Annotated in this window: 15 protein-coding genes and 1 pseudogene; 6 read left to right on the forward strand and 10 right to left on the reverse strand. The window is 62.2% G+C overall.

All coding sequences use genetic code 11. The annotated features are described in order from the left end of the window. Window positions 1–56: 56 nt before the first annotated feature. From NKH36_RS15255 to NKH36_RS15275, 5 genes are all read right to left on the reverse strand, one after another. On the reverse strand, window positions 57–215 hold the full coding sequence (locus tag NKH36_RS15255; protein ID WP_036267059.1) for a DUF3309 family protein: 159 nt from the start codon (window positions 213–215) through the stop codon (window positions 57–59). 118 nt (window positions 216–333) lie between these two features. Next, a complete protein-coding gene (locus tag NKH36_RS15260) occupies window positions 334–3,510 on the reverse strand; it encodes an efflux RND transporter permease subunit (protein ID WP_352963016.1) in 3,177 nt (1,058 codons plus the stop codon). A gap of 2 nt (window positions 3,511–3,512) precedes the next feature. Next, on the reverse strand, window positions 3,513–4,694 hold the full coding sequence (locus NKH36_RS15265) for an efflux RND transporter periplasmic adaptor subunit (RefSeq protein ID WP_352963019.1): 1,182 nt from the start codon (window positions 4,692–4,694) through the stop codon (window positions 3,513–3,515). Window positions 4,695–5,091: 397 nt separating this feature from the next. After that, the gene (locus tag NKH36_RS15270) at window positions 5,092–7,365 is read right to left on the reverse strand and encodes a xanthine dehydrogenase family protein molybdopterin-binding subunit (RefSeq protein ID WP_352963020.1); all 2,274 of its coding nucleotides are present in this window, start codon (window positions 7,363–7,365) and stop codon (window positions 5,092–5,094) included. Between the two features lie 2 nt (window positions 7,366–7,367). Continuing rightward, window positions 7,368–7,829 carry a (2Fe-2S)-binding protein gene (locus tag NKH36_RS15275; RefSeq protein ID WP_352963023.1) on the reverse strand — a complete coding sequence of 154 codons (462 nt, stop codon included), beginning with the start codon at window positions 7,827–7,829 and terminating at the stop codon, window positions 7,368–7,370. A gap of 115 nt (window positions 7,830–7,944) precedes the next feature. Between NKH36_RS15275 and NKH36_RS15280 the strand changes: the two genes are divergently transcribed. After that, window positions 7,945–8,541, forward strand: coding sequence for a TetR/AcrR family transcriptional regulator (locus NKH36_RS15280; RefSeq protein WP_352963025.1), 597 nt, complete (start codon window positions 7,945–7,947; stop codon window positions 8,539–8,541). Window positions 8,542–8,543: 2 nt separating this feature from the next. Here the strand turns inward: NKH36_RS15280 and NKH36_RS15285 are convergent. From NKH36_RS15285 to NKH36_RS15295, 3 genes and pseudogenes are all read right to left on the reverse strand, one after another. Beyond that, window positions 8,544–9,667, reverse strand: a pseudogene (locus NKH36_RS15285) (patatin-like phospholipase family protein). 46 nt (window positions 9,668–9,713) lie between these two features. After that, window positions 9,714–10,496 carry a 3-hydroxybutyrate dehydrogenase gene (locus NKH36_RS15290; protein WP_352963028.1) on the reverse strand — a complete coding sequence of 261 codons (783 nt, stop codon included), beginning with the start codon at window positions 10,494–10,496 and terminating at the stop codon, window positions 9,714–9,716. Window positions 10,497–10,666: 170 nt separating this feature from the next. After that, window positions 10,667–11,359 carry a TetR/AcrR family transcriptional regulator gene (locus tag NKH36_RS15295; RefSeq protein WP_352963030.1) on the reverse strand — a complete coding sequence of 231 codons (693 nt, stop codon included), beginning with the start codon at window positions 11,357–11,359 and terminating at the stop codon, window positions 10,667–10,669. A gap of 101 nt (window positions 11,360–11,460) precedes the next feature. Between NKH36_RS15295 and NKH36_RS15300 the strand changes: the two genes are divergently transcribed. Further along, window positions 11,461–11,907 (forward strand): hypothetical protein, encoded by a 447-nt coding sequence (locus NKH36_RS15300; RefSeq protein WP_352963033.1) that lies wholly within the window; start codon window positions 11,461–11,463, stop codon window positions 11,905–11,907. Between the two features lie 93 nt (window positions 11,908–12,000). On the opposite strand, the gene phaR is transcribed toward NKH36_RS15300, so the two are convergent. Further along, a complete protein-coding gene (gene phaR / locus NKH36_RS15305) occupies window positions 12,001–12,612 on the reverse strand; it encodes a polyhydroxyalkanoate synthesis repressor PhaR (RefSeq protein WP_352952128.1) in 612 nt (203 codons plus the stop codon). A 119-nt stretch (window positions 12,613–12,731) separates the two neighbouring features. Between phaR and NKH36_RS15310 the strand changes: the two genes are divergently transcribed. From NKH36_RS15310 to phbB, 3 genes are all read left to right on the forward strand, one after another. Beyond that, complete coding sequence (locus tag NKH36_RS15310) at window positions 12,732–12,884, forward strand: hypothetical protein (RefSeq protein WP_352963035.1); 153 nt, start codon at window positions 12,732–12,734, stop codon at window positions 12,882–12,884. A 15-nt stretch (window positions 12,885–12,899) separates the two neighbouring features. Continuing rightward, entirely contained in the window at window positions 12,900–14,084 is a 1,185-nt protein-coding gene (locus tag NKH36_RS15315; protein ID WP_352963036.1) for an acetyl-CoA C-acetyltransferase, read from the forward strand. 177 nt (window positions 14,085–14,261) lie between these two features. Beyond that, window positions 14,262–14,987: an acetoacetyl-CoA reductase gene (gene phbB / locus NKH36_RS15320; protein WP_352963037.1), complete on the forward strand. Its 726-nt coding sequence runs from the start codon at window positions 14,262–14,264 to the stop codon at window positions 14,985–14,987. A 100-nt stretch (window positions 14,988–15,087) separates the two neighbouring features. Here the strand turns inward: phbB and NKH36_RS15325 are convergent, their stop codons facing one another. After that, window positions 15,088–16,272 (reverse strand): FAD-dependent oxidoreductase, encoded by a 1,185-nt coding sequence (locus NKH36_RS15325; RefSeq protein ID WP_352963039.1) that lies wholly within the window; start codon window positions 16,270–16,272, stop codon window positions 15,088–15,090. Here NKH36_RS15325 and NKH36_RS15330 point away from each other — a divergent pair. Next, entirely contained in the window at window positions 16,231–16,989 is a 759-nt protein-coding gene (locus NKH36_RS15330; protein ID WP_352963040.1) for a TetR/AcrR family transcriptional regulator, read from the forward strand. The genes NKH36_RS15325 and NKH36_RS15330 overlap by 42 nt on opposite strands. The last annotated feature ends 158 nt before the right edge of the window (window positions 16,990–17,147 follow it).

Consider the following 17,147-nt stretch of genomic DNA (forward strand, 5'->3'; position numbering starts at 1 on the left):
CTGCGCCCGCAAAAGGCGCGCAGCGCTGCACTTTGTCGAGCGCACCAAACTCCGGGTCAAATCCTGCCCATCAGCAGCAACACCAAGAGGACGATCAGGATGACGCCGACAATGCCGGAGGGACCATAACCCCAGGAACGCGAATGAGGCCATGCCGGCACCGCGCCGATCAGAATGAGGATCAGAATGATGACGAGAATGGTGCTGAGCGTCATGAAAAACTCCGCGCTTTGAGGTGTCGCATGACAGACAATGCAAAAGGCCGCTGGGTTGTTCCCGGCGGCCTTTTCTTTGCGCGTTCAGAATACGCGCGGCGCTCCAAGCAAATTTGGCCTATTCGGCTGCCTTCGGGAAGGCGATCGCCGGCTCGTCAAGCGAGCCCGGTCTTGCGGAGGTCTCTACAGTCGCACCGACTGTCTTGCCGCGTCGGAACACCCGACGGAAGAATGCATAGAAGCGGCTGTTCTTACTACGCGTGAACACCATCAGCATCGACGGTGTTACCACCAGCGTCAGCAAGGTGGCGAAGGACAGGCCGAAGACGATCGCCGAGGACAGTGAAATCCACCATTGCGTCGACGGCGCGTTGATCGTCGTCTCGTGATGGAAGATTTCGAGACCGAGGCCGAAAGCGATCGGCAGCACGCCGAGGATCGCCGACACCGCGGTCAGCACGACCGGGCGGGCACGTTCACGGCAGGTCTGCAGCACCGCGTCCATCTTGTCCCAGCCTTCTTCACGCAGCCGGTCATAAGTGTCGATCAGCACGATGTTGTTGTTCACCACCACACCGGCCAGCGCAATGACGCCGATGCCCGACATGACGATGCCGAACGCCTCTCCAGTCAACAGCAATCCCAAGAACACACCGACCGTAGCCATGACCACGCAGGACAGCACCAGCCAGACGCTGGTGAACTTGTTGAACTGCATCAGAAGCACCAGGAAGATCAGGAAGATCGCGGCACCGAAGGCCTTGCTGAGGAAGGCACTGGCCTCGGCGCTGTCCTCGTTCGAGCCGGCAAGCTTCCAGCGTATGCCGCTGCCGAGATCCATATCGGCGACAGCCTGGGTGACCTGCTGCTGGACAGAAGCGACTTGCTCGCCGGCGGCGACATTGGCCTGGACGACCACCGTGCGCGCGCCGTCGATGCGGTTGAGGATGCCGACCGTCGGCTCGGGCTTGCGCACGACGAAGTTCGAGATCGGCACCGACCCTTGCGAAGTCTGCACCCTGAGGTCGTCGAGTGTCGACAGCGTGCGCCGGTCCTCGGGCAGTCGCAGCCTGATGTCGACGGCGTCGTCAGCACCGGCTGGCCGGTATTCACTAAGCTTCAGCCCGTTCGTCACCAGTTGCACTACCGTTCCGACAGAGGTCGGGCTGATGCCGTATTGCGCCGCCTTGGCGCGATCAACGTCGAGCGCCCAGTCGACGCCGGGTGGCGGCAGGCCGTCTGAAATATCGATGACGCCTGGCACCTTGGCAATGCGCGCGGCGACGGCGCGCGCCTTGTCGTCGAGACCTTTCGGGTCGACGGCCGAAAGCCTGATCTGGATCGGCTTGCCGGTGGGCGGGCCGGCCTCGGGCACGCGAACCTCGACGTCGACGCCGGGAATGCCGGCCATGACGCCGCGCAGTTCGTCCAGGATCGCGTTCGCCGATTTGCGCTCGCGCCAGTCGACGAACTCGTACTGGATCACGCCGACCACGTCTTCAGGAATGTCCTGGCCGCCGCCTTGCGTCTTGCCGACTCGGGTATAGACCGATTTCACCCCTGGCCAGCCGAGAAGCCGGTTTTCCGCGGTCTTCGTGGCGGCATCCATTTCAGCGAGCGAAAGGTTGCCGCGGGCGTGCACATAGAGCAGGCCGTAGTCAGGTTCGACATTCGGGAAGAACTCGACGCCGGCGCCGTATTTCGAATAGGCAAAGCCGACACCGAACAAAAGGCCGACGGTGAGCAGAAGCACGGTGATGGGAAAGCGCACCGCCTGCTTGACCACGGCCATGTACCAGCCGTCGCGGTTGTCATTCTCGTGATGCGGCGGCGCCTTGGCGAACAAGGCGCCCAGCGCCGGCGCAAAGACCAGTGCGTAAAGCATCGAGGCCGAGAGCGTGACGATCAGCGTGATCGGCATGTATTTCATGAAGTCGCCGATGATGCCCGGCCAGAACAGCAGCGGCGAGAAGGCGGCGATGCGCGTCATCGTCGCCGCGATGACCGGACCGGCCATGCGCTTGGCGGCAAGCTCGAAGGCCTGTGCCTTGGGCATGCCTTCGCTCATCCGTCGTTCGGCGAATTCGGTGACGATGATGGCGTCGTCGACTAGCATGCCGACCGCCAGGATGAGGCTGAACAGCACGATCATGTTGATCGTGTAGCCCATCATGGCCAACAGCAGGATGCCGATCAGAAAGGACGATGGAATGGCCAGTCCGATCAGCAGCGATGCACGGCCCGATAGTGCGTAGAGAATGACGATGAACACCAGGATCACGGCGATCATGACGTGGTTCTGCAGGTCGCCGAGCAGCTGGTTGACGAAGACCGACTTGTCCTGCGTGTAGGTGACGTGCATGCCTTCCGGCATGGTCTTTATGAAGGCCTCGGACACGGTCCTCACCTGGGCGATCGTATCGATCAGGTTGGAGCCGATGCGCTTCTTCACCTCGATGGCGATCGCCGGCTTGCCGTCGAGACGGGTCACCGTCTCGGCGTCCTTGAAGGTGGAGCGGACGGTGGCAATATCCTTGGCCTGCACCACGGCATTGGGGCCGGCGACGATCGGAAGCGCCGCCACATCCTCCGGCGTTTCGATCAGCGACGGTACCTTGACCGCGTATTTGCCCTCGGACCCTTCGATGTTGCCGGCGGCGACGAGACTGTTTGAATCGCCGACCGCACCGATCAGCTGCTCGAGCTGAAGCCCGTAAGAAGACAGTTTCATCGGATCGATGACGACTTCGACGAGATCGTCGCGCGCACCTTGCAGCGAGCCTTCCAGCACGCCCGGCACTTCCTCGATGCGGTCGCGCAACTCGCGCGCCGCCGCCGTGAGCATGCGCTCGGGCACCTCGCCCGACAGCGTCACGACAAGGACGGGGAATTCGGAGACGTTGACTTCGGAGACTACAGGCTCCTCGGCTGCCTGAGGCAGGTCGGCCTTGCCATCCTGGACCTTGCTGCGTGTGTCCTGCAACGCCGTCGCCAGATCCGTCTGCGGGTGGAATTCGACCAGCACATAGCCGCCACCCTGGAAGGCGGCCGAGCGCATCTCCTTGAGACCCTTGAGGCTTTTCAGCTTGGCTTCCATCGGCCGCAGCAGAAGGCGTTCCGAATCCTCGGGCGAGATGCCCTGATAGATCAGGCTGACATACATCATCGGAATCGGAACGTCGGGTTCCGCTTCCTTCGGTGTCGACTGATAGGCGACCGCACCCGCAAGGATGAGGAAGACCAGGACCGAAATGGTCAGCCGGGCATTGCTGATTGCTAGTTTGACGATATCCATGATTACTGCGTCCCGGCCGTCGCTTCGCCCAACAGCTTCTGGATGGTCGCTTGGTCGGCCTCGACCGGCTTGACCACTTCGCCTTCCTTCACCAGTTCCTGGCCGGCGACGATAATGCGCGCATCGGCAGGGATGCCGCCGAGCACCAGTCCGGTTGGCGTGTCGTCGACCAGATCGATCGGGAAGAACACGACCTTGTCGTCCTTGTCGACGGCGCGAATGCCGAGGTCGCCCTTGTCGCCCAGCGTCACCACGGAGCGCGGCAGCATGACTGCGTCGGTCGGCTGCGCGCTTAGCGCGATCTCAGCGGTCATCCCGGCCGGAATAGTGCCCTCGGGGTTGGGGATTGCGATCTCGACGCGGAAAGTGCGGGTGGCAGACGAGGCGTCGCGGCTGATATAGCGCACGGTGCCCTCGACATTCTGGCCGCTGACCAACCGTACATTCGCCTTGTCGCCGATCTTCAGATAGCCGAGATCACGTTCGCTGACCTCGCCGCGGGCAATCACCGGATCGAGGCTCAGAATCGTCGCCACTTCGCCGCCCTGCATCACGGAACTGCCGAGCTCCACCGGCACCCGGTCGATGACGCCGTCGAACGGCGCCTTCACCTCATTGCGGTCAAGCTCGGCCTGCGCGGCTTCCAGGTGCGACTGGGCCAGCGTCAGGTTGGAGCGAGCCGTATCGAGCTGCAGCTTGGGCAGATTACCGGTTTTCATCAGCCGCAATGCTGCATCCAGTTCGGCCTGACGCTGAACCAGAAGCTGCTTGGCGTTGCTGACCGCCGAAAGCTTTTCCTCGGCTGCCAACATCAGCACGAGGTCGCCGGTCTTGACGCGCTGTCCCTGCTTGACCGGCAGCTTGTCGATGACGCCGGCGACGCGCGTCGCCAGAACCGCGCGCTTGTCGGCTTCGGTCAGTCCGGAAATGCGGATGGCGCGCGCATAGGTGCGCCTGGGCGGGGTTATGGTCGCGACGGTGCGCAAGGCCGCCTTGGGCTGCTCTGCCTCACTGGGCTTGGCCTTGCCTGCGTCAGCCGCCTTTGGCCGCTCGACCTCCCCCGCCTTGGGTTCGTTGTCGGCGGCCGCGCTGCCGACGGACGAGAACTCGCCCGTCACCATCCATGCAGCGAACCCGACAAGCACAACAATGGCTGCAAGCTTGTGAAACCTGTATTTCGGCATCGTCGTTTTTCCAGTGCGCGGGGTTCGGCCAGGCCGCGTCTTCTAACTCGGCGCGTCGCCGATATGGGTGCGCGCAAGGCCGTGTTCAACTTGCCGTGATCGGCGAACGAGCTTCTACATCAAAGTTGCACCGCAATATAGTCAGAAAAGTTGATGGGTAATACTTCGCTGGACAGGATGCACCCGCCGCGATGAGGCGGGCCGGACCAGCGCAGCCGTTCGTCTGCGACATCGCACTCGGCGCAGCGCGGGATGCTGAAAGCAACCGCCAGACCGCGTCCCTCGGGCAAGTCTTGGCTGCATCGACCATCATCGGTGCCGTGCCCGGCTTTCCAGTGCCGTTGGGAAAAGGCGCCAGCAAAACAGCATGGCAGCAGCCGTCAGCATGATGAATATTTCATGCAAAGGTCACCTCCTTCGACAAGGGCAGTGTCCGGATGCGCTTGCCGGTCAGTGCGAAGATGGCGTTGGCCAGTGCCGGTGCCGCCGGCGGCGTGCCGACTTCGCCGACGCCGCCCATCTTGTGAAAATTCTCCAGGATAGCGACTTCGAACGCCGGACACTGGAAGATGCGCATGGCATCGTAGTCGTGAAAATTCGACTGTTCGACCATGCCGTCGGCGAAAGTAATCTCCTGAACCATCGCCGCCGACAGGCCATAGATGGCCGCGGAGATGAGTTGCGCCTCGATGATACCAGGATCGAGCGCGGTGCCGACATCGGCGGCGATCCACACCTTCTCAATGCGGATTCCGGACGGCGTGTCGGCGACCTGGACGATCTCGCCGACCCAACTGCCAAAGGACAGCGTGAACGCCATGCCCTTGGCCTTGCCGGCGGGCAGCGCCTCGCCCCATTTCGCCATTTCGGCGACCTTCTCGACTACCTTCACCGCTGCCGGATAGGCAGCCATCAGCTTCTTGCGCAGTTCGACCGCATCGGTTTTTCCGGCGACAGCGATCTCGTCCAGAAATCCTTCATGGAAGAAACCATTGATTGAACTGCCGACCGACCGCCAGGAGCCAACGGGGATGGAGACGGGTGCGGCGACGCCGGTCACCCGGTAGTTCGGGATCGTATAGGGCTGGTTGTGGGCACCGTCGACGATGGACTTGTCGGGGCCAAGCGGCGATATCGAGGGGAACAGCCGGCGCAAGGTGCTGGCTATCATCGATGGCGAGGCAATTGTCATGTCAATGGCCACCGGCATGCCGTCGTCGCCAAGCCGCGCCTGGAATTTGCCGACTGAAGCCGGCCGGTAGGCGTCGTGGCGCATGTCCTCCTCGCGCGTCCAGATCACCTTGATCGGCCGGCCTGCCGTTTCTTTCGCCATCAGTGCGGCACAGAGCGCATAATCCACCTCGACACGTCGGCCGAAGCCGCCGCCCATGAAGGTGGTGTGGACGTTGACATTGTCCTGCTCGATGCCGACAGCATTGGCGCAAAGCTGCCGCACCAATGTCGGCGCCTGATTGCCGCACCAGATGTCGAGGACGCCGTCCTTCAACCGCGCCGTGGCGTTCATCGGCTCCATCGTCGCATGTGCCAGATAAGGCACCGCGTAGTCGGCCTCGACGATCTTTCCGCGCGGCGCGTCGGCGAAGGCGGTATCGACATCGCCATCGTCGCGCATCACCGACCCTTTTGTGCCGAGCGCCTGCTTCAGCACCTCTGAAATGCCGGCGCTATCCAGCGGATATTCGGGATCGGCCCATTCGGCGTCGATCGCCTCCGCCGCCTTGAACGCCGCCCAGGTGTTTTCGGCTATGATGCCGAAGCCGTGGCCGTAATTGGTTTCGATCGGCACGATCTTGATGACGCCAGGCATTTTCTCGGCGTTGGAAAAATCCGCCTTGACCGGCTTGGCCCAGAAGCGCGGGCTCATCTTGACCGTGCCGTACAGCATCTCCGGCAGCGTCACGTCGATGCCGAAGATCGGCGCCCCGGTGACCTTGGCCAGCATGTCGATGCGTTTTTGCGGTTTGCCGAGCAGTTTCCAGTCGGCTTTGTCTTTGAGACTGATATCCGCGGGCGGCGCCATCGTCGCGGCGGTCGCGGCGACAGCGCCATAGGTCAGCGACTTGCCCGACGCCTTGTGCAGGATCGAGCCATTGGCCGTTTCCAGATCGGCGGCAGCTATACCGAGTTTTTGCGCGGCCGCTGCAATCAGCATCTGCCGCGCGGCGGCGCCGGCCTGCCGCATTTTGTCGAAACCGTCGCGCGTCGAGGCCGAGCCGCCAGTGCCTTGCAGGGCGAGGAATTTTCCGACCACGCCCATACCGGCACGCACTATTTCCGCGGTCATGCTTTCGTCGAAGAAGGCGAACGGACCGCCCTCTTCCAGGATCGCTGAGTTGTAATAGGCATAGGAGGCCGGGCCGTGCTCGACCTTGATCTGGCCGAGGTCGACATCGAGCTCTTCGGCAACCATGGCAGCAAGCGTCGTTGAGATGCCTTGGCCCATCTCGGCGCGCGGTGCGACGATGGTGATGGTGTTGTCGGCGCCGATCTTCACATAGGGGTTGAAGGTCGCTTCATCAGCGGCGAGGTCGCCTTCCAGCGGATTCGGGTAGGGTTTGCGGTAGTAATAATAACCGACGGCGATGCCGCCCGCGATGGCAGCCGCACCGATGAGAAACGTGCGGCGGGCGATCTTGCCGACACTGGCCATGGTCAGATCCCCGCCGTCTTGAGCACGACCGCTCGTTTGATCGCCGCACGGATCTTCGGGTAGGTGCCGCATCGGCAGAGATTGCCGCCCATGGCATCGTCGATGTCGGCGTCGGTCGGGTCGGCAACCTTGTCGAGCAGCGCCACCGCGCTCATGATCTGGCCGGCCTGGCAGTAGCCGCATTGGGCGACCTGCTCTTCCAGCCATGCCTGCTGTACCGGATGCAGCCTGCCTTCGGTGCCGATGCCTTCGATCGTGGTGACCGCGCCGGTGACCTCACCGACCGGCAACGAACAGGAGCGCACCGGCTGGCCATCGACATGCACCGTGCAGGCGCCGCAGGCGGCAATGCCGCAGCCGAACTTCGGCCCGGTCTTGCCCATGAGATCGCGCAGCGCCCACAGCAACGGCATTTCGGGATCGGCATTGACGTCGAATTCCTGCCCGTCGACGGTGAGGCGCATGGGAATCCCCTTCGTTGTCGTCACAGCCCGAGGCCAATGGCCGATCGGCCATTTCGTACATATTGACAAATTACGTCATTTTGTCAACAGAGCTTTTACAGGATAAGGTTGCACCATGATCGAAATCGAGGACATCACCACAGACCCCAAGCGCGCCCGCATTCTGGACGGCGCGATGAAGATGTTTCTGGCCTATGGTTTCGCCCGCACAACCATGGACGACATTGCGCGTGCCGCCGACATGTCGCGACCGGCGCTCTACCTCCAGTTCAAGAACAAGACCGACATCTATCGCGCCATCGCGCTGATGCTGCTTTCCCGCTCGCTCGAGCAGGCGAAAACGGCACTCGCCGGCGAAGGACCGTTTGCCGAGCGCATGATGCGGGCCGTCGACGAGGCGCTGATCTCGATGATGCGTGCCGTCCACGCCTCGCCGCATGGCGCCGAACTCCTCGACATGAAGTCGAGCCTCGCCGACCTGGTCGGCTGCTGGCGCGGCGGCCTTGTCGAGCATATCACCACGGCAATCCGGAACGAGGCCGAGCAGAATACCGTCGATCTGGCGGCCAAGGGCCTGTCGGCAAAACTGCTGGCCGACATGCTGCTTGACGGCCTGGAAGGTATGAAGACGCGCATCAGCGATCCGGACGAGCAGCGGCAGGCTGCGGCCGCGCTGATCAAGGTGATCGACCTCGCGCTGAAAGCCGGGTGAGGTTAGACCTGACGGCGCGCTGCCTCGGGCTTCTTGCGTGCTGCAAGGAACTCTTTGACCCGCCGCCCCGGTGCCGGACCGCGCACCGGCTTGAAGCCGTCGTCGAGCTCGCCCGAGAGATCAAGCGTCGGCCGCTTGCCGACGGCTTTCTCCTCCAGCCAATCACTGGCGGCGGTGCGGCCAAGGTCGCGCAGATAGGTCAGGAACGCCCATTCCGCATTGATCTTGGACGATGCCGACAGATCCTTGAACGCCTCGTCGGCGTCGATGCGGTGCATGCGAATGTCGCGATATTCGCCATGCGGCAGCCGGCCGGCGGCAATCAGTTCCTTGACGAATGCGATCGAACGGAATTCACGCAGCAGCCCGGCATTGAAGGTGATCTCGTCGATGCGGTTCTGGATTTCGTTGGCGCTCTTCGGCGTTCCCTCGCGGACCACCGGATTGATCTGCACCAAAAGCACGTCCTCGGTGACAGCCGACTTGAAGAACGGGAACAGCGCCGGATTGCCGCCATAGCCGCCATCCCAGTAGGGCACGCCCTTGATCTCGACGGCGCGGAACAGCTGCGGCAGGCAGGCCGACGCCATCACCGTGTCGAGATCGATCTCGCCGTCGGAAAAGACGCGTAACTGCCCGGTCTCGACATTGGTCGCGGAGATGAACAGCTCCATCGACTTGCAGGCGCGCACATTGCCGAAATCGATCTCCTGTTCGATCACGTCGTGCAGCGGGTTGAGGCCGAGCGGGTTGGCGACATAAGACGAAAACACCCGCGACATGGTGTCGAAAAAGAGATAGCCCGGCGTGTGCTCGATCGACCAATTGCCCCAGGCGACGTCCCACGGCATGCGCTGCACCGGGCTAAACCGGCCTTCAGCGCCACCGCGTGCCAGAAGTCGTCGAGCTTCTGCCGCGCCCCCTCGACGCCGCCGCGGACGAAGCCGTCGGCCAGCGCCACCGCGTTCATGGCGCCGGCGCTGGTGCCCGAAACCGCCGCGATGTCGAGCCGTCCGTCCTCCAACAGCAGGTCGAGCACGCCCCAGGAAAAGGCACCGTGCGAGCCGCCGCCCTGCAGCGCAACGTTGATCTTTTTGGGCTGCTCCACCTTGCCGTTCGTCGTCATGGCGTTGCCCTTGATTTGTCGGCGAGATTTGTTCCGCGCGCCAAATTCACTGGGCGGTCCAGCCGCCGTCGACCGGAATATGCGTGCCGTTGATCTGCGCTGCTGCATCCGAGCACAGGAACACCGCGGCAGCGGCAACTTGCTCGACCGTGACGAATTCCTTGGTCGGCTGCTTTTCGAGCATGACCTCGCGGACCACAGTGTCGCGGTCCATCTTGTTCGCCTTCATCTGGTCGGGGATCTGCGCCTCGACCAGCGGCGTCAGCACATAGCCGGGGCAGATGGCGTTGCAAGTGATCTTATCGCGCGCCAGTTCCAAGGCGACGGTCTTGGTCAGCCCGATGATGCCGTGCTTGGCCGAGACATAGGCCGACTTGAACGGCGAGGCGACCAGCCCGTGGGCTGAGGCGATGTTGACGATCCTGCCGCCGCCGGCTTGTTTCATCAGCGGGATCGCGGCGGCGATGGTGTGGAAGGCCGACGACAAATTGATGGCGATGATCGCGTCCCACTTCTCGATCGGAAATTCTTCCACCGGCGCGACATGCTGGATGCCGGCATTGTTGACCAGGATGTCGACCGAGCCGAAGGTCTCGGCTGCCTTTGCGACCAGCGCCCGGCATTCGGCCGGCTTCGACATGTCTGCTTTGATGTAGGCGGTCTTCACGCCGTGATGTTTGGCGATCGCATCGGTGATCGCCTGGTCGTCGGCCGTGTCGGAAAAGGAATTGACGACGATGTTGCACCCTTCCGCTGCGAGCGCATGGGCGATGGCCAGCCCGATGCCCGAGGTGGAACCGGTGACGATGGCGGTTTTTCTGCTGGGCAAGGCGAAATCCTTCAGTGCGTGCTAACGGAGACATATTGCAGTGCAGCATATATGTCTCGTGTGGCGCAAGAACAGCGGCACGGATTTGGCGATGCCATGAAATTTTCGTCATGAATGAGGACACCTCACTCGAAGTTGTGCGCCTGACAGACAGTGTGAAAACAGTTTTGTCAGCGATCCCGGGAAGCCACTTTGGGGTGCTCCTGAGATTGCGTTTTGGATGGAATGGTCATCCGGCTCATGAAAAGATGGAGGGCCCTCCGCGCGGCGAGGGATGGCGGCTCGGACGGATGCCACTCCGGGAAATGACCATCGATCGCCATGCGCGCCAACCCGTAGACAAAGGCGCGCGCGGCAAGCACAAGATGGTCAAAGTCGGTGTCCGGAGCAAGCCGACCTTGTTGTTGCGCTTGGGTCAGCAGGTCGATCATCTTCCGGCGAACGGCTTCATTCTGATCACGAAGACTATCCGACGCGTCGAAATCAATCAGCGTTCGAGAACTGATGATCTGGAAATGCGTCGGATTGCTGATCGCCCATTCCAGATAGCCTTGTCCGATCGCTTCGAAGGCCACTATGGGATCTGCGCTGTCGACTATTGACTGTGCATCAGCAACGGCCTCGGTCAGCCGGTTCATGGCCTGTTCGGCGACTGCGGTCAGCAGTGCTGTTTTCGATCGAAAATGCCGGAATGGCGCGCCGGGCGAAACGCCGGCACGCTTTGCGGCCTCACGCACAGAGACATGCTCTGCTCCGCGCTCTTCGATGATCTCCACGGTAGCAGCGATCAAGGCCTCAGCCAGATTGCCGTGATGATAGCGCTTAGGGTTGGCGGCTTCGTCGGAATCCGTGGTGCTCGTCATGCCTGCCCAATAGCACGAGACCGAGATGTAATCGCCGATTATTTGCTTGCGTCCAAGCGATTCACATGTAATCACTGATTACAACGTCAACGGAGGTTACCATGCTTCGCATCATCGCAACGACTGCCCTCGCTTTCTCCTTGTTATCGCTCGGGTCTGCCCAGGCCGAAGATCGGCCAACTCTGGAAATCGTCTGGCCGGCGGCCGGTTCGGCCATCGAACTCGGCGCCGATCCCGAGAAGGCGATAGGCGTCGTCGTCAGGAGCAACTTCACGCTATTGCCTGCGGGTGAATGCGACGGCGTCAGCCAATGCGCCCACGTGCATATGAAGATCGATCCCGCCGGAGATACCTGCAACATTCCCGGTAAGCCGTACAACGGCATGAACAGCGACTTTGGCGGCGTCCTTATCGAGGCTCGTTTCGGCCATTGTCCGAATGCCACCGGCAAGCACGTGATCGGCGTCTTACTTGCCGATGATCATCACAAGCCCATTCTTGTGGACGGCAAACCCGTTACCGCGCTGGTGACGGTGACGACAAAATAGCGTGGCCGGAGGCACTCAGCCTCATTCGAGGCGGAGATGCTCTGACACGGCCTGCTGATGAGAGATTTCGGCCGGGCTTAGTCCGGCCGGCGATCACGACATAGTATCGAGCTTGCGCTGCATGGCGGCGATCTGTTCCTTCAACTCCTGAAGGTCGTCGGGTTTTTCCGACGTTTCTTTTCTGGCCGGCTCTGCCGGCGCTGGGGAAGAACCATTCGAGCCTGCGGGTGGGAATGGCGTGAACAGGCGCATGGCGTTCTGGAACATCTCCATGTTGCGGCGCGTCTGCTCTTCCAGCGCCTTGATCGGCGTGGCGATCTTCATCATATCCAGCGGCGACTTGCCCAAGGCACCCTTCATCTGCTCGCGGAAGCGTTCCTGTTCCTTTGAGAAGGCGATCATCGATTGTTCGAGGAAGCTCGGCACGATCATCTGCATCTGGTCGCCGTAAAAGGCGATCAACTGGCGCAAGAACGGAATCGGCAGCATGTTCTGCCCCTCCTTGTTCTCCAGTTCGAAGATGATCTGGGTCAGCACAGGATGGGTGATGTCGTCGCCGGTCTTGGCGTCCTGGACGGTGAACTCCTCGCCCTTCTTGACCATTTCGGCAAGGTCCTCGAGCGTCACATAAGTGCTGGTGCCGGTGTTGTAGAGGCGGCGATTGGCATACTTCTTGATGATAATCGGTTCGTCTTTCGCGGCCATCAGCATCCTCCCAGGACACCGGCGCACTTGAGTAAGCTGCCGGTAACGGTTGCGCCTTTTCAAGGATATGCGCAAAAGCGTCACAATTCCAAGTGGTTTGTGCAGTGCGGGATCAATTAATGCTGCAGGGCGGCCTAAATATGCTGCGCAGCAATGGGCGGGCCGTTTCCATGACGATGCGCAACCTGCTTGCGGCGCATGGCCGGCATGCCCATTTCCGGTTTGACTTGGGTCATGGAAAGGGCAAGAAAAGCCCTAACCATACCCCCTGAAGTCTGGAGAAGAACATGTCCGCTTCCAATGCCATTGTCATCGCCAGCGCGGCGCGCACGCCCGTCGGTTCCTTTAACGGTGCCTTTGCCGCCACCCCGGCGCACGAACTGGGCGCCGTGGTCATCAAGGAACTGCTGTCGCGTGCCGGTGTCGAGCCGGCGGAGGTCGACGAGGTGATCCTCGGCCAGGTGCTGACCGCGGCTCAGGGCCAGAACCCCGCCCGCCAGGCCTCTATCAATGCCGGCCTGCCAAAGGAAACCACCGCCTGGGGCCTCAATCAGGTTTGCGGCTCAGGTCTGCGCGCCATCGCGCTTGGCATGCAACAGATCGCCACCGGCGATGCCAAGGTGATCGTCGCCGGCGGGCAGGAATCGATGTCGCTGGCCCCGCATGCCCAACACCTGCGTGCCGGCGTCAAGATGGGCGACTACAAGACGATCGATACCATGATCAAGGACGGGCTGTGGGATGCCTTCAATGGCTACCACATGGGCAACACAGCCGAAAACGTCGCTCGCCAGTTCCAGATTACCCGCGAGGACCAGGACCGACTCGCATTGGCCTCCCAGAACAAGGCAGAGGCTGCGCAGAAGGCCGGCAAGTTCAAGGACGAGATCGTAGCTTTCACCGTCAAGGGCAAGAAGGGCGACACCATCGTCGACCAGGACGAATATATTCGCCACGGCGCGACAATCGACGCCATGACCAAGTTGAGACCAGCCTTCGACAAGGACGGCACGGTCACCGCCGCCAATGCCTCTGGCATCAATGACGGCGCCGCCGCCGTGCTGCTGATGACCGAAGCCGAAGCCGCAAAGCGCGGCATCACACCGCTGGCGCGCATCGTTTCCTGGGCAACCGCAGGCGTCGATCCGCAGATCATGGGCACCGGGCCTATTCCCGCCTCGCGCAAGGCGTTGGCCAAGGCCGGCTGGTCGGTCGGCGATCTCGACCTGGTCGAGGCCAACGAGGCCTTCGCCGCCCAGGCCTGCGCCGTCAACAAGGACATGGGCTGGGATCCGTCCATCGTCAATGTCAATGGCGGCGCCATCGCCATCGGCCATCCGATCGGCGCGTCGGGCGCCCGCATCTTCAACACGCTGGTCTACGAGATGAGGCGCCGCGGCGCCAAGAAGGGCCTCGCCACGCTGTGCATCGGCGGCGGCATGGGCGTTGCCATGTGCGTGGAAGCGCTATGAAGACAGAGCGCCGGGCGTCCCTTGGACGCGCAAAGGACGCTGTAGCTTTCCGAAAATCGATTTCGATTTTCGGGGTTCATGCGCAAGGCAAGCCATGAAATAGTCGGGGGCGAACGGGGCTCAATCGCCGTTAGAGCGTTCCCCGCCCGCCACTCAGGAATTAAAAGGGAGGACATCATGACAAAGGTAGCACTCGTCACCGGCGGGTCGCGTGGTATTGGCGCCGCGATCTCGATCGGCCTGAAGAACGCCGGCTACAAAGTTGCCGCGAACTACGCCGGCAATGACGAAGCGGCGCAGAAATTCAAGGCAGAGACCGGCATCCCGGTCTACAAATGGTCGGTCGCCGACTACGATGCCTGCGCCGCCGGCATCAAGCAGATCGAGGCCGATCTCGGCCCGGTTTCCGTTCTGGTCAACAATGCCGGCATCACCCGCGACGCCATGTTCCACAAGATGACGCGCGAGCAATGGAAAGAGGTCGTCGACACCAATCTTTCCGGCGTCTTCAACATGACGCACCCGCTGTGGGGCGGCATGCGCGACCGCAAGTTCGGCCGCGTCATCACCATCTCCTCGATCAACGGCCAGAAGGGTCAGACCGGCCAGGTCAACTATTCGGCGTCGAAGGCCGGCGACATCGGCTTCACCAAGGCGCTCGCCCAGGAAGGGGCGCGGGCCGGCATCACCGTCAATGTCATCTGCCCCGGCTATATCGCCACCGAGATGGTCAGGGCGATGGACGAGAAGGTGCTCAACGAGCGCGTCATCCCGCAGATCCCGGTCGGCCGCCTCGGCGAGCCGGAAGAGATCGCACGCTGCGTCGTCTTCCTCGCTTCCGACGATGCCGGCTTCATCACCGGCTCGACCATCTCCGCCAATGGCGGCCAGTACATCACCTGAGGCGTCGGCCCATGGCCGGTGACTGATGCACCGGCCCAACGCCCGAACGGCCAAGACCGAGGCTGGGAGCCGCACAATCGCGGCGGTCAGGCGACGAGCTTCAGCCCTGGTTCGGCTGCAGGCTTGGTCTGGGCGATCGGACCGGCTCGCGCGAAGGTGCCGGCAGGCGGGCAAGCAGCGCCCGGCTGAGGCCTGACAGTTTCAAGGCGATGCGACGTTTCAAGAATGGGTTGAGGTTCAGCACCGAAAGCACGAGATTGCGGGCGAACCGCTTCACCGGACTGCGGATAAGCGCCATGTTTGTCATCGTGCCCGCCAGTTCAAGCACCTCTTGGGCCGCCGGGCGCCGCAGCGTTTCGTAGAGGTCGAGCTCCGCTTCCAGGCGCACGCCGTTCACCACGTCGCCAAGCAACTGACCAAGCACGACCGCATCGATGATGCCGGTGTTCATGCCTTGCCCTCCCGCCGGGCTGTGCACGTGAGCGGCATCACCCATGAGGAACAATCGGTCCTTGCGGTACGAGCGGACCAGGCGGTGATGCACGCGAAAACGCGAGCTCCACGACAGCTCGAGCACCCGCGTCCTTTCTTTGGTCGGTCCACGGCTGTCGAGCAGCGCCTGGATATCGGCGATCTCGGGCTTTTCCGGTGCGTCATCCATTGTTGCGACGACCCGGTACGATCCGTCCGGAAGCGGCGCCACCACCACCAGCCCGGCCGGTGCAAAGAACAGCGACACTTCCGTCGGCCCAACCGGCCAGTCGAGACGAACATCGGCGAGTACGAACGAAGCGTCATAGGCCGCGCCATCGAACTCGATGCCGGTCGACCTGCGCACCAGGCTTTGCATGCCGTCGGCACCAACGACATAGCGTGCCGATATCAGTCTCTCGCGGCCGTTCTCGACCACCGTCACGCGCGCTCCGTCAACGTCCTGAACGACCGCTTTGGCCTCGACCGTGCGGTGAATCACGCCGCCCAGGGCCGCGATCCGTTCGGCGAACACCTGCTCGGTCAGGTTCTGAGGCAGCATCATCAGATAAGGATGCCTCGATGGAAGCTTGCTGAAATCGAGCTTGAGCAGCGCCCGATTGCGGTCGCGGAGGGCGAAATCCTGAAGCTTCAGGGCAAGTTCGCTCAGCCGCTGCGTAACGCCGAGAGGCTCCAGCGTTTCCAGCGTCTGCGCGTGGATGACGCCAGCCCGCGAGGTCTGAAGGCCCTGCGCCAACCTGTCGATCAGAACGTGATCGACACCGGCCTGGTGCAGCACGATGGACAGCGCCATGCCGGTCGGGCCGGCGCCGATGATCAGGACTTCCGTTGTATCGGGCAACATTTTTCTCTCCATTTGTCAACGATTGTTGACTTTTTAGCCGCACCCATTGCTTTTGTCAACGGCCGTTGGCATATGAATTTCATGACCGAGAATCAGCCGAAGAAACCCAGCAAATCGGACCGCACGCGCGCCCAAATCCTCGAGGCCGCGAGGCTCCTGTTCGCCGAGCACGGCTATGACGGCGCCTCCATCCGCGACGTCGCAGCGCATGCCTCGATCGATCCGGCCATGGTGATCCGCTATTTCCGCAGCAAGGACGAGCTGTTCGCCCGGGCGGCGGTCGTCGATCTGCAATTGCCGGCACTGCGGGTGATCGACCGAAACACCATCGGCGAAACGCTGATCAGGCGTTTTCTCGAAATCTGGGAAGGCCCGGCCAGCGGTCCTGGCATGGCAATTCTGCTGCGTTCGGCGACGTCGAACGAATTCGCCGCCGAAAAGTTACGTGACGTGTTTGCCAACCAGGTGAGGCCGGTGGTTGCGGCGGTCGCTGACCCCGCCGATGCGGGTCGACGTGCCGGGCTCGTTTCGAGCCAGTTGCTGGGTCTGGCGATGTGCCGATACCTGCTGCGGCTTCCGCCCGTCGTCGCCCTGTCCCACGACGAGATCATCCGGACCGTCGGCCCTACTTTGCAGCGCTATGCCGCGGGCGAGGACGCGCCTTGAACCAGCCGTTCAGCATTTTCGGTCTGGTCCTCGTGTAGCGACTGCGTCGACCGATGGACGTGGCGCCGATCTGTGCCGAAGCGGCACGCAAAGGTTAACGGCAGCCGCGCAGCCTGTGCAAAACCCTGTTCCCCACCTGTGGATTCTCGGTGGAAAAC

The sequence above is a fragment of the Mesorhizobium sp. M1312 genome, assembly GCF_040318115.1.
In the GTDB taxonomy this organism is placed as follows: Bacteria; Pseudomonadota; Alphaproteobacteria; order Rhizobiales; family Rhizobiaceae; genus Mesorhizobium.

What these genes read in the sequence shown, in the direction of transcription:
- phaR (WP_352952128.1), bottom strand. Translation starts at nt 12,612, where the DNA reads ATGGCCGCGAAAGACGAACCGATTATCATCAAGAAGTATGCCAATCGC.
- NKH36_RS15310 (WP_352963035.1), top strand. Translation starts at nt 12,732, where the DNA reads ATGCTGCAGGGCGGCCTAAATATGCTGCGCAGCAATGGGCGGGCCGTT.
- NKH36_RS15275 (WP_352963023.1), bottom strand. Translation starts at nt 7,829, where the DNA reads ATGCGCCTCACCGTCGACGGGCAGGAATTCGACGTCAATGCCGATCCC.
- NKH36_RS15300 (WP_352963033.1), top strand. Translation starts at nt 11,461, where the DNA reads ATGCTTCGCATCATCGCAACGACTGCCCTCGCTTTCTCCTTGTTATCG.
- NKH36_RS15295 (WP_352963030.1), bottom strand. Translation starts at nt 11,359, where the DNA reads ATGACGAGCACCACGGATTCCGACGAAGCCGCCAACCCTAAGCGCTAT.
- NKH36_RS15255 (WP_036267059.1), bottom strand. Translation starts at nt 215, where the DNA reads ATGACGCTCAGCACCATTCTCGTCATCATTCTGATCCTCATTCTGATC.
- phbB (WP_352963037.1), top strand. Translation starts at nt 14,262, where the DNA reads ATGACAAAGGTAGCACTCGTCACCGGCGGGTCGCGTGGTATTGGCGCC.
- NKH36_RS15280 (WP_352963025.1), top strand. Translation starts at nt 7,945, where the DNA reads ATGATCGAAATCGAGGACATCACCACAGACCCCAAGCGCGCCCGCATT.
- NKH36_RS15315 (WP_352963036.1), top strand. Translation starts at nt 12,900, where the DNA reads ATGTCCGCTTCCAATGCCATTGTCATCGCCAGCGCGGCGCGCACGCCC.
- NKH36_RS15260 (WP_352963016.1), bottom strand. Translation starts at nt 3,510, where the DNA reads ATGGATATCGTCAAACTAGCAATCAGCAATGCCCGGCTGACCATTTCG.
- NKH36_RS15270 (WP_352963020.1), bottom strand. Translation starts at nt 7,365, where the DNA reads ATGGCCAGTGTCGGCAAGATCGCCCGCCGCACGTTTCTCATCGGTGCG.
- NKH36_RS15265 (WP_352963019.1), bottom strand. Translation starts at nt 4,694, where the DNA reads ATGCCGAAATACAGGTTTCACAAGCTTGCAGCCATTGTTGTGCTTGTC.
- NKH36_RS15325 (WP_352963039.1), bottom strand. Translation starts at nt 16,272, where the DNA reads ATGGCGCTGTCCATCGTGCTGCACCAGGCCGGTGTCGATCACGTTCTG.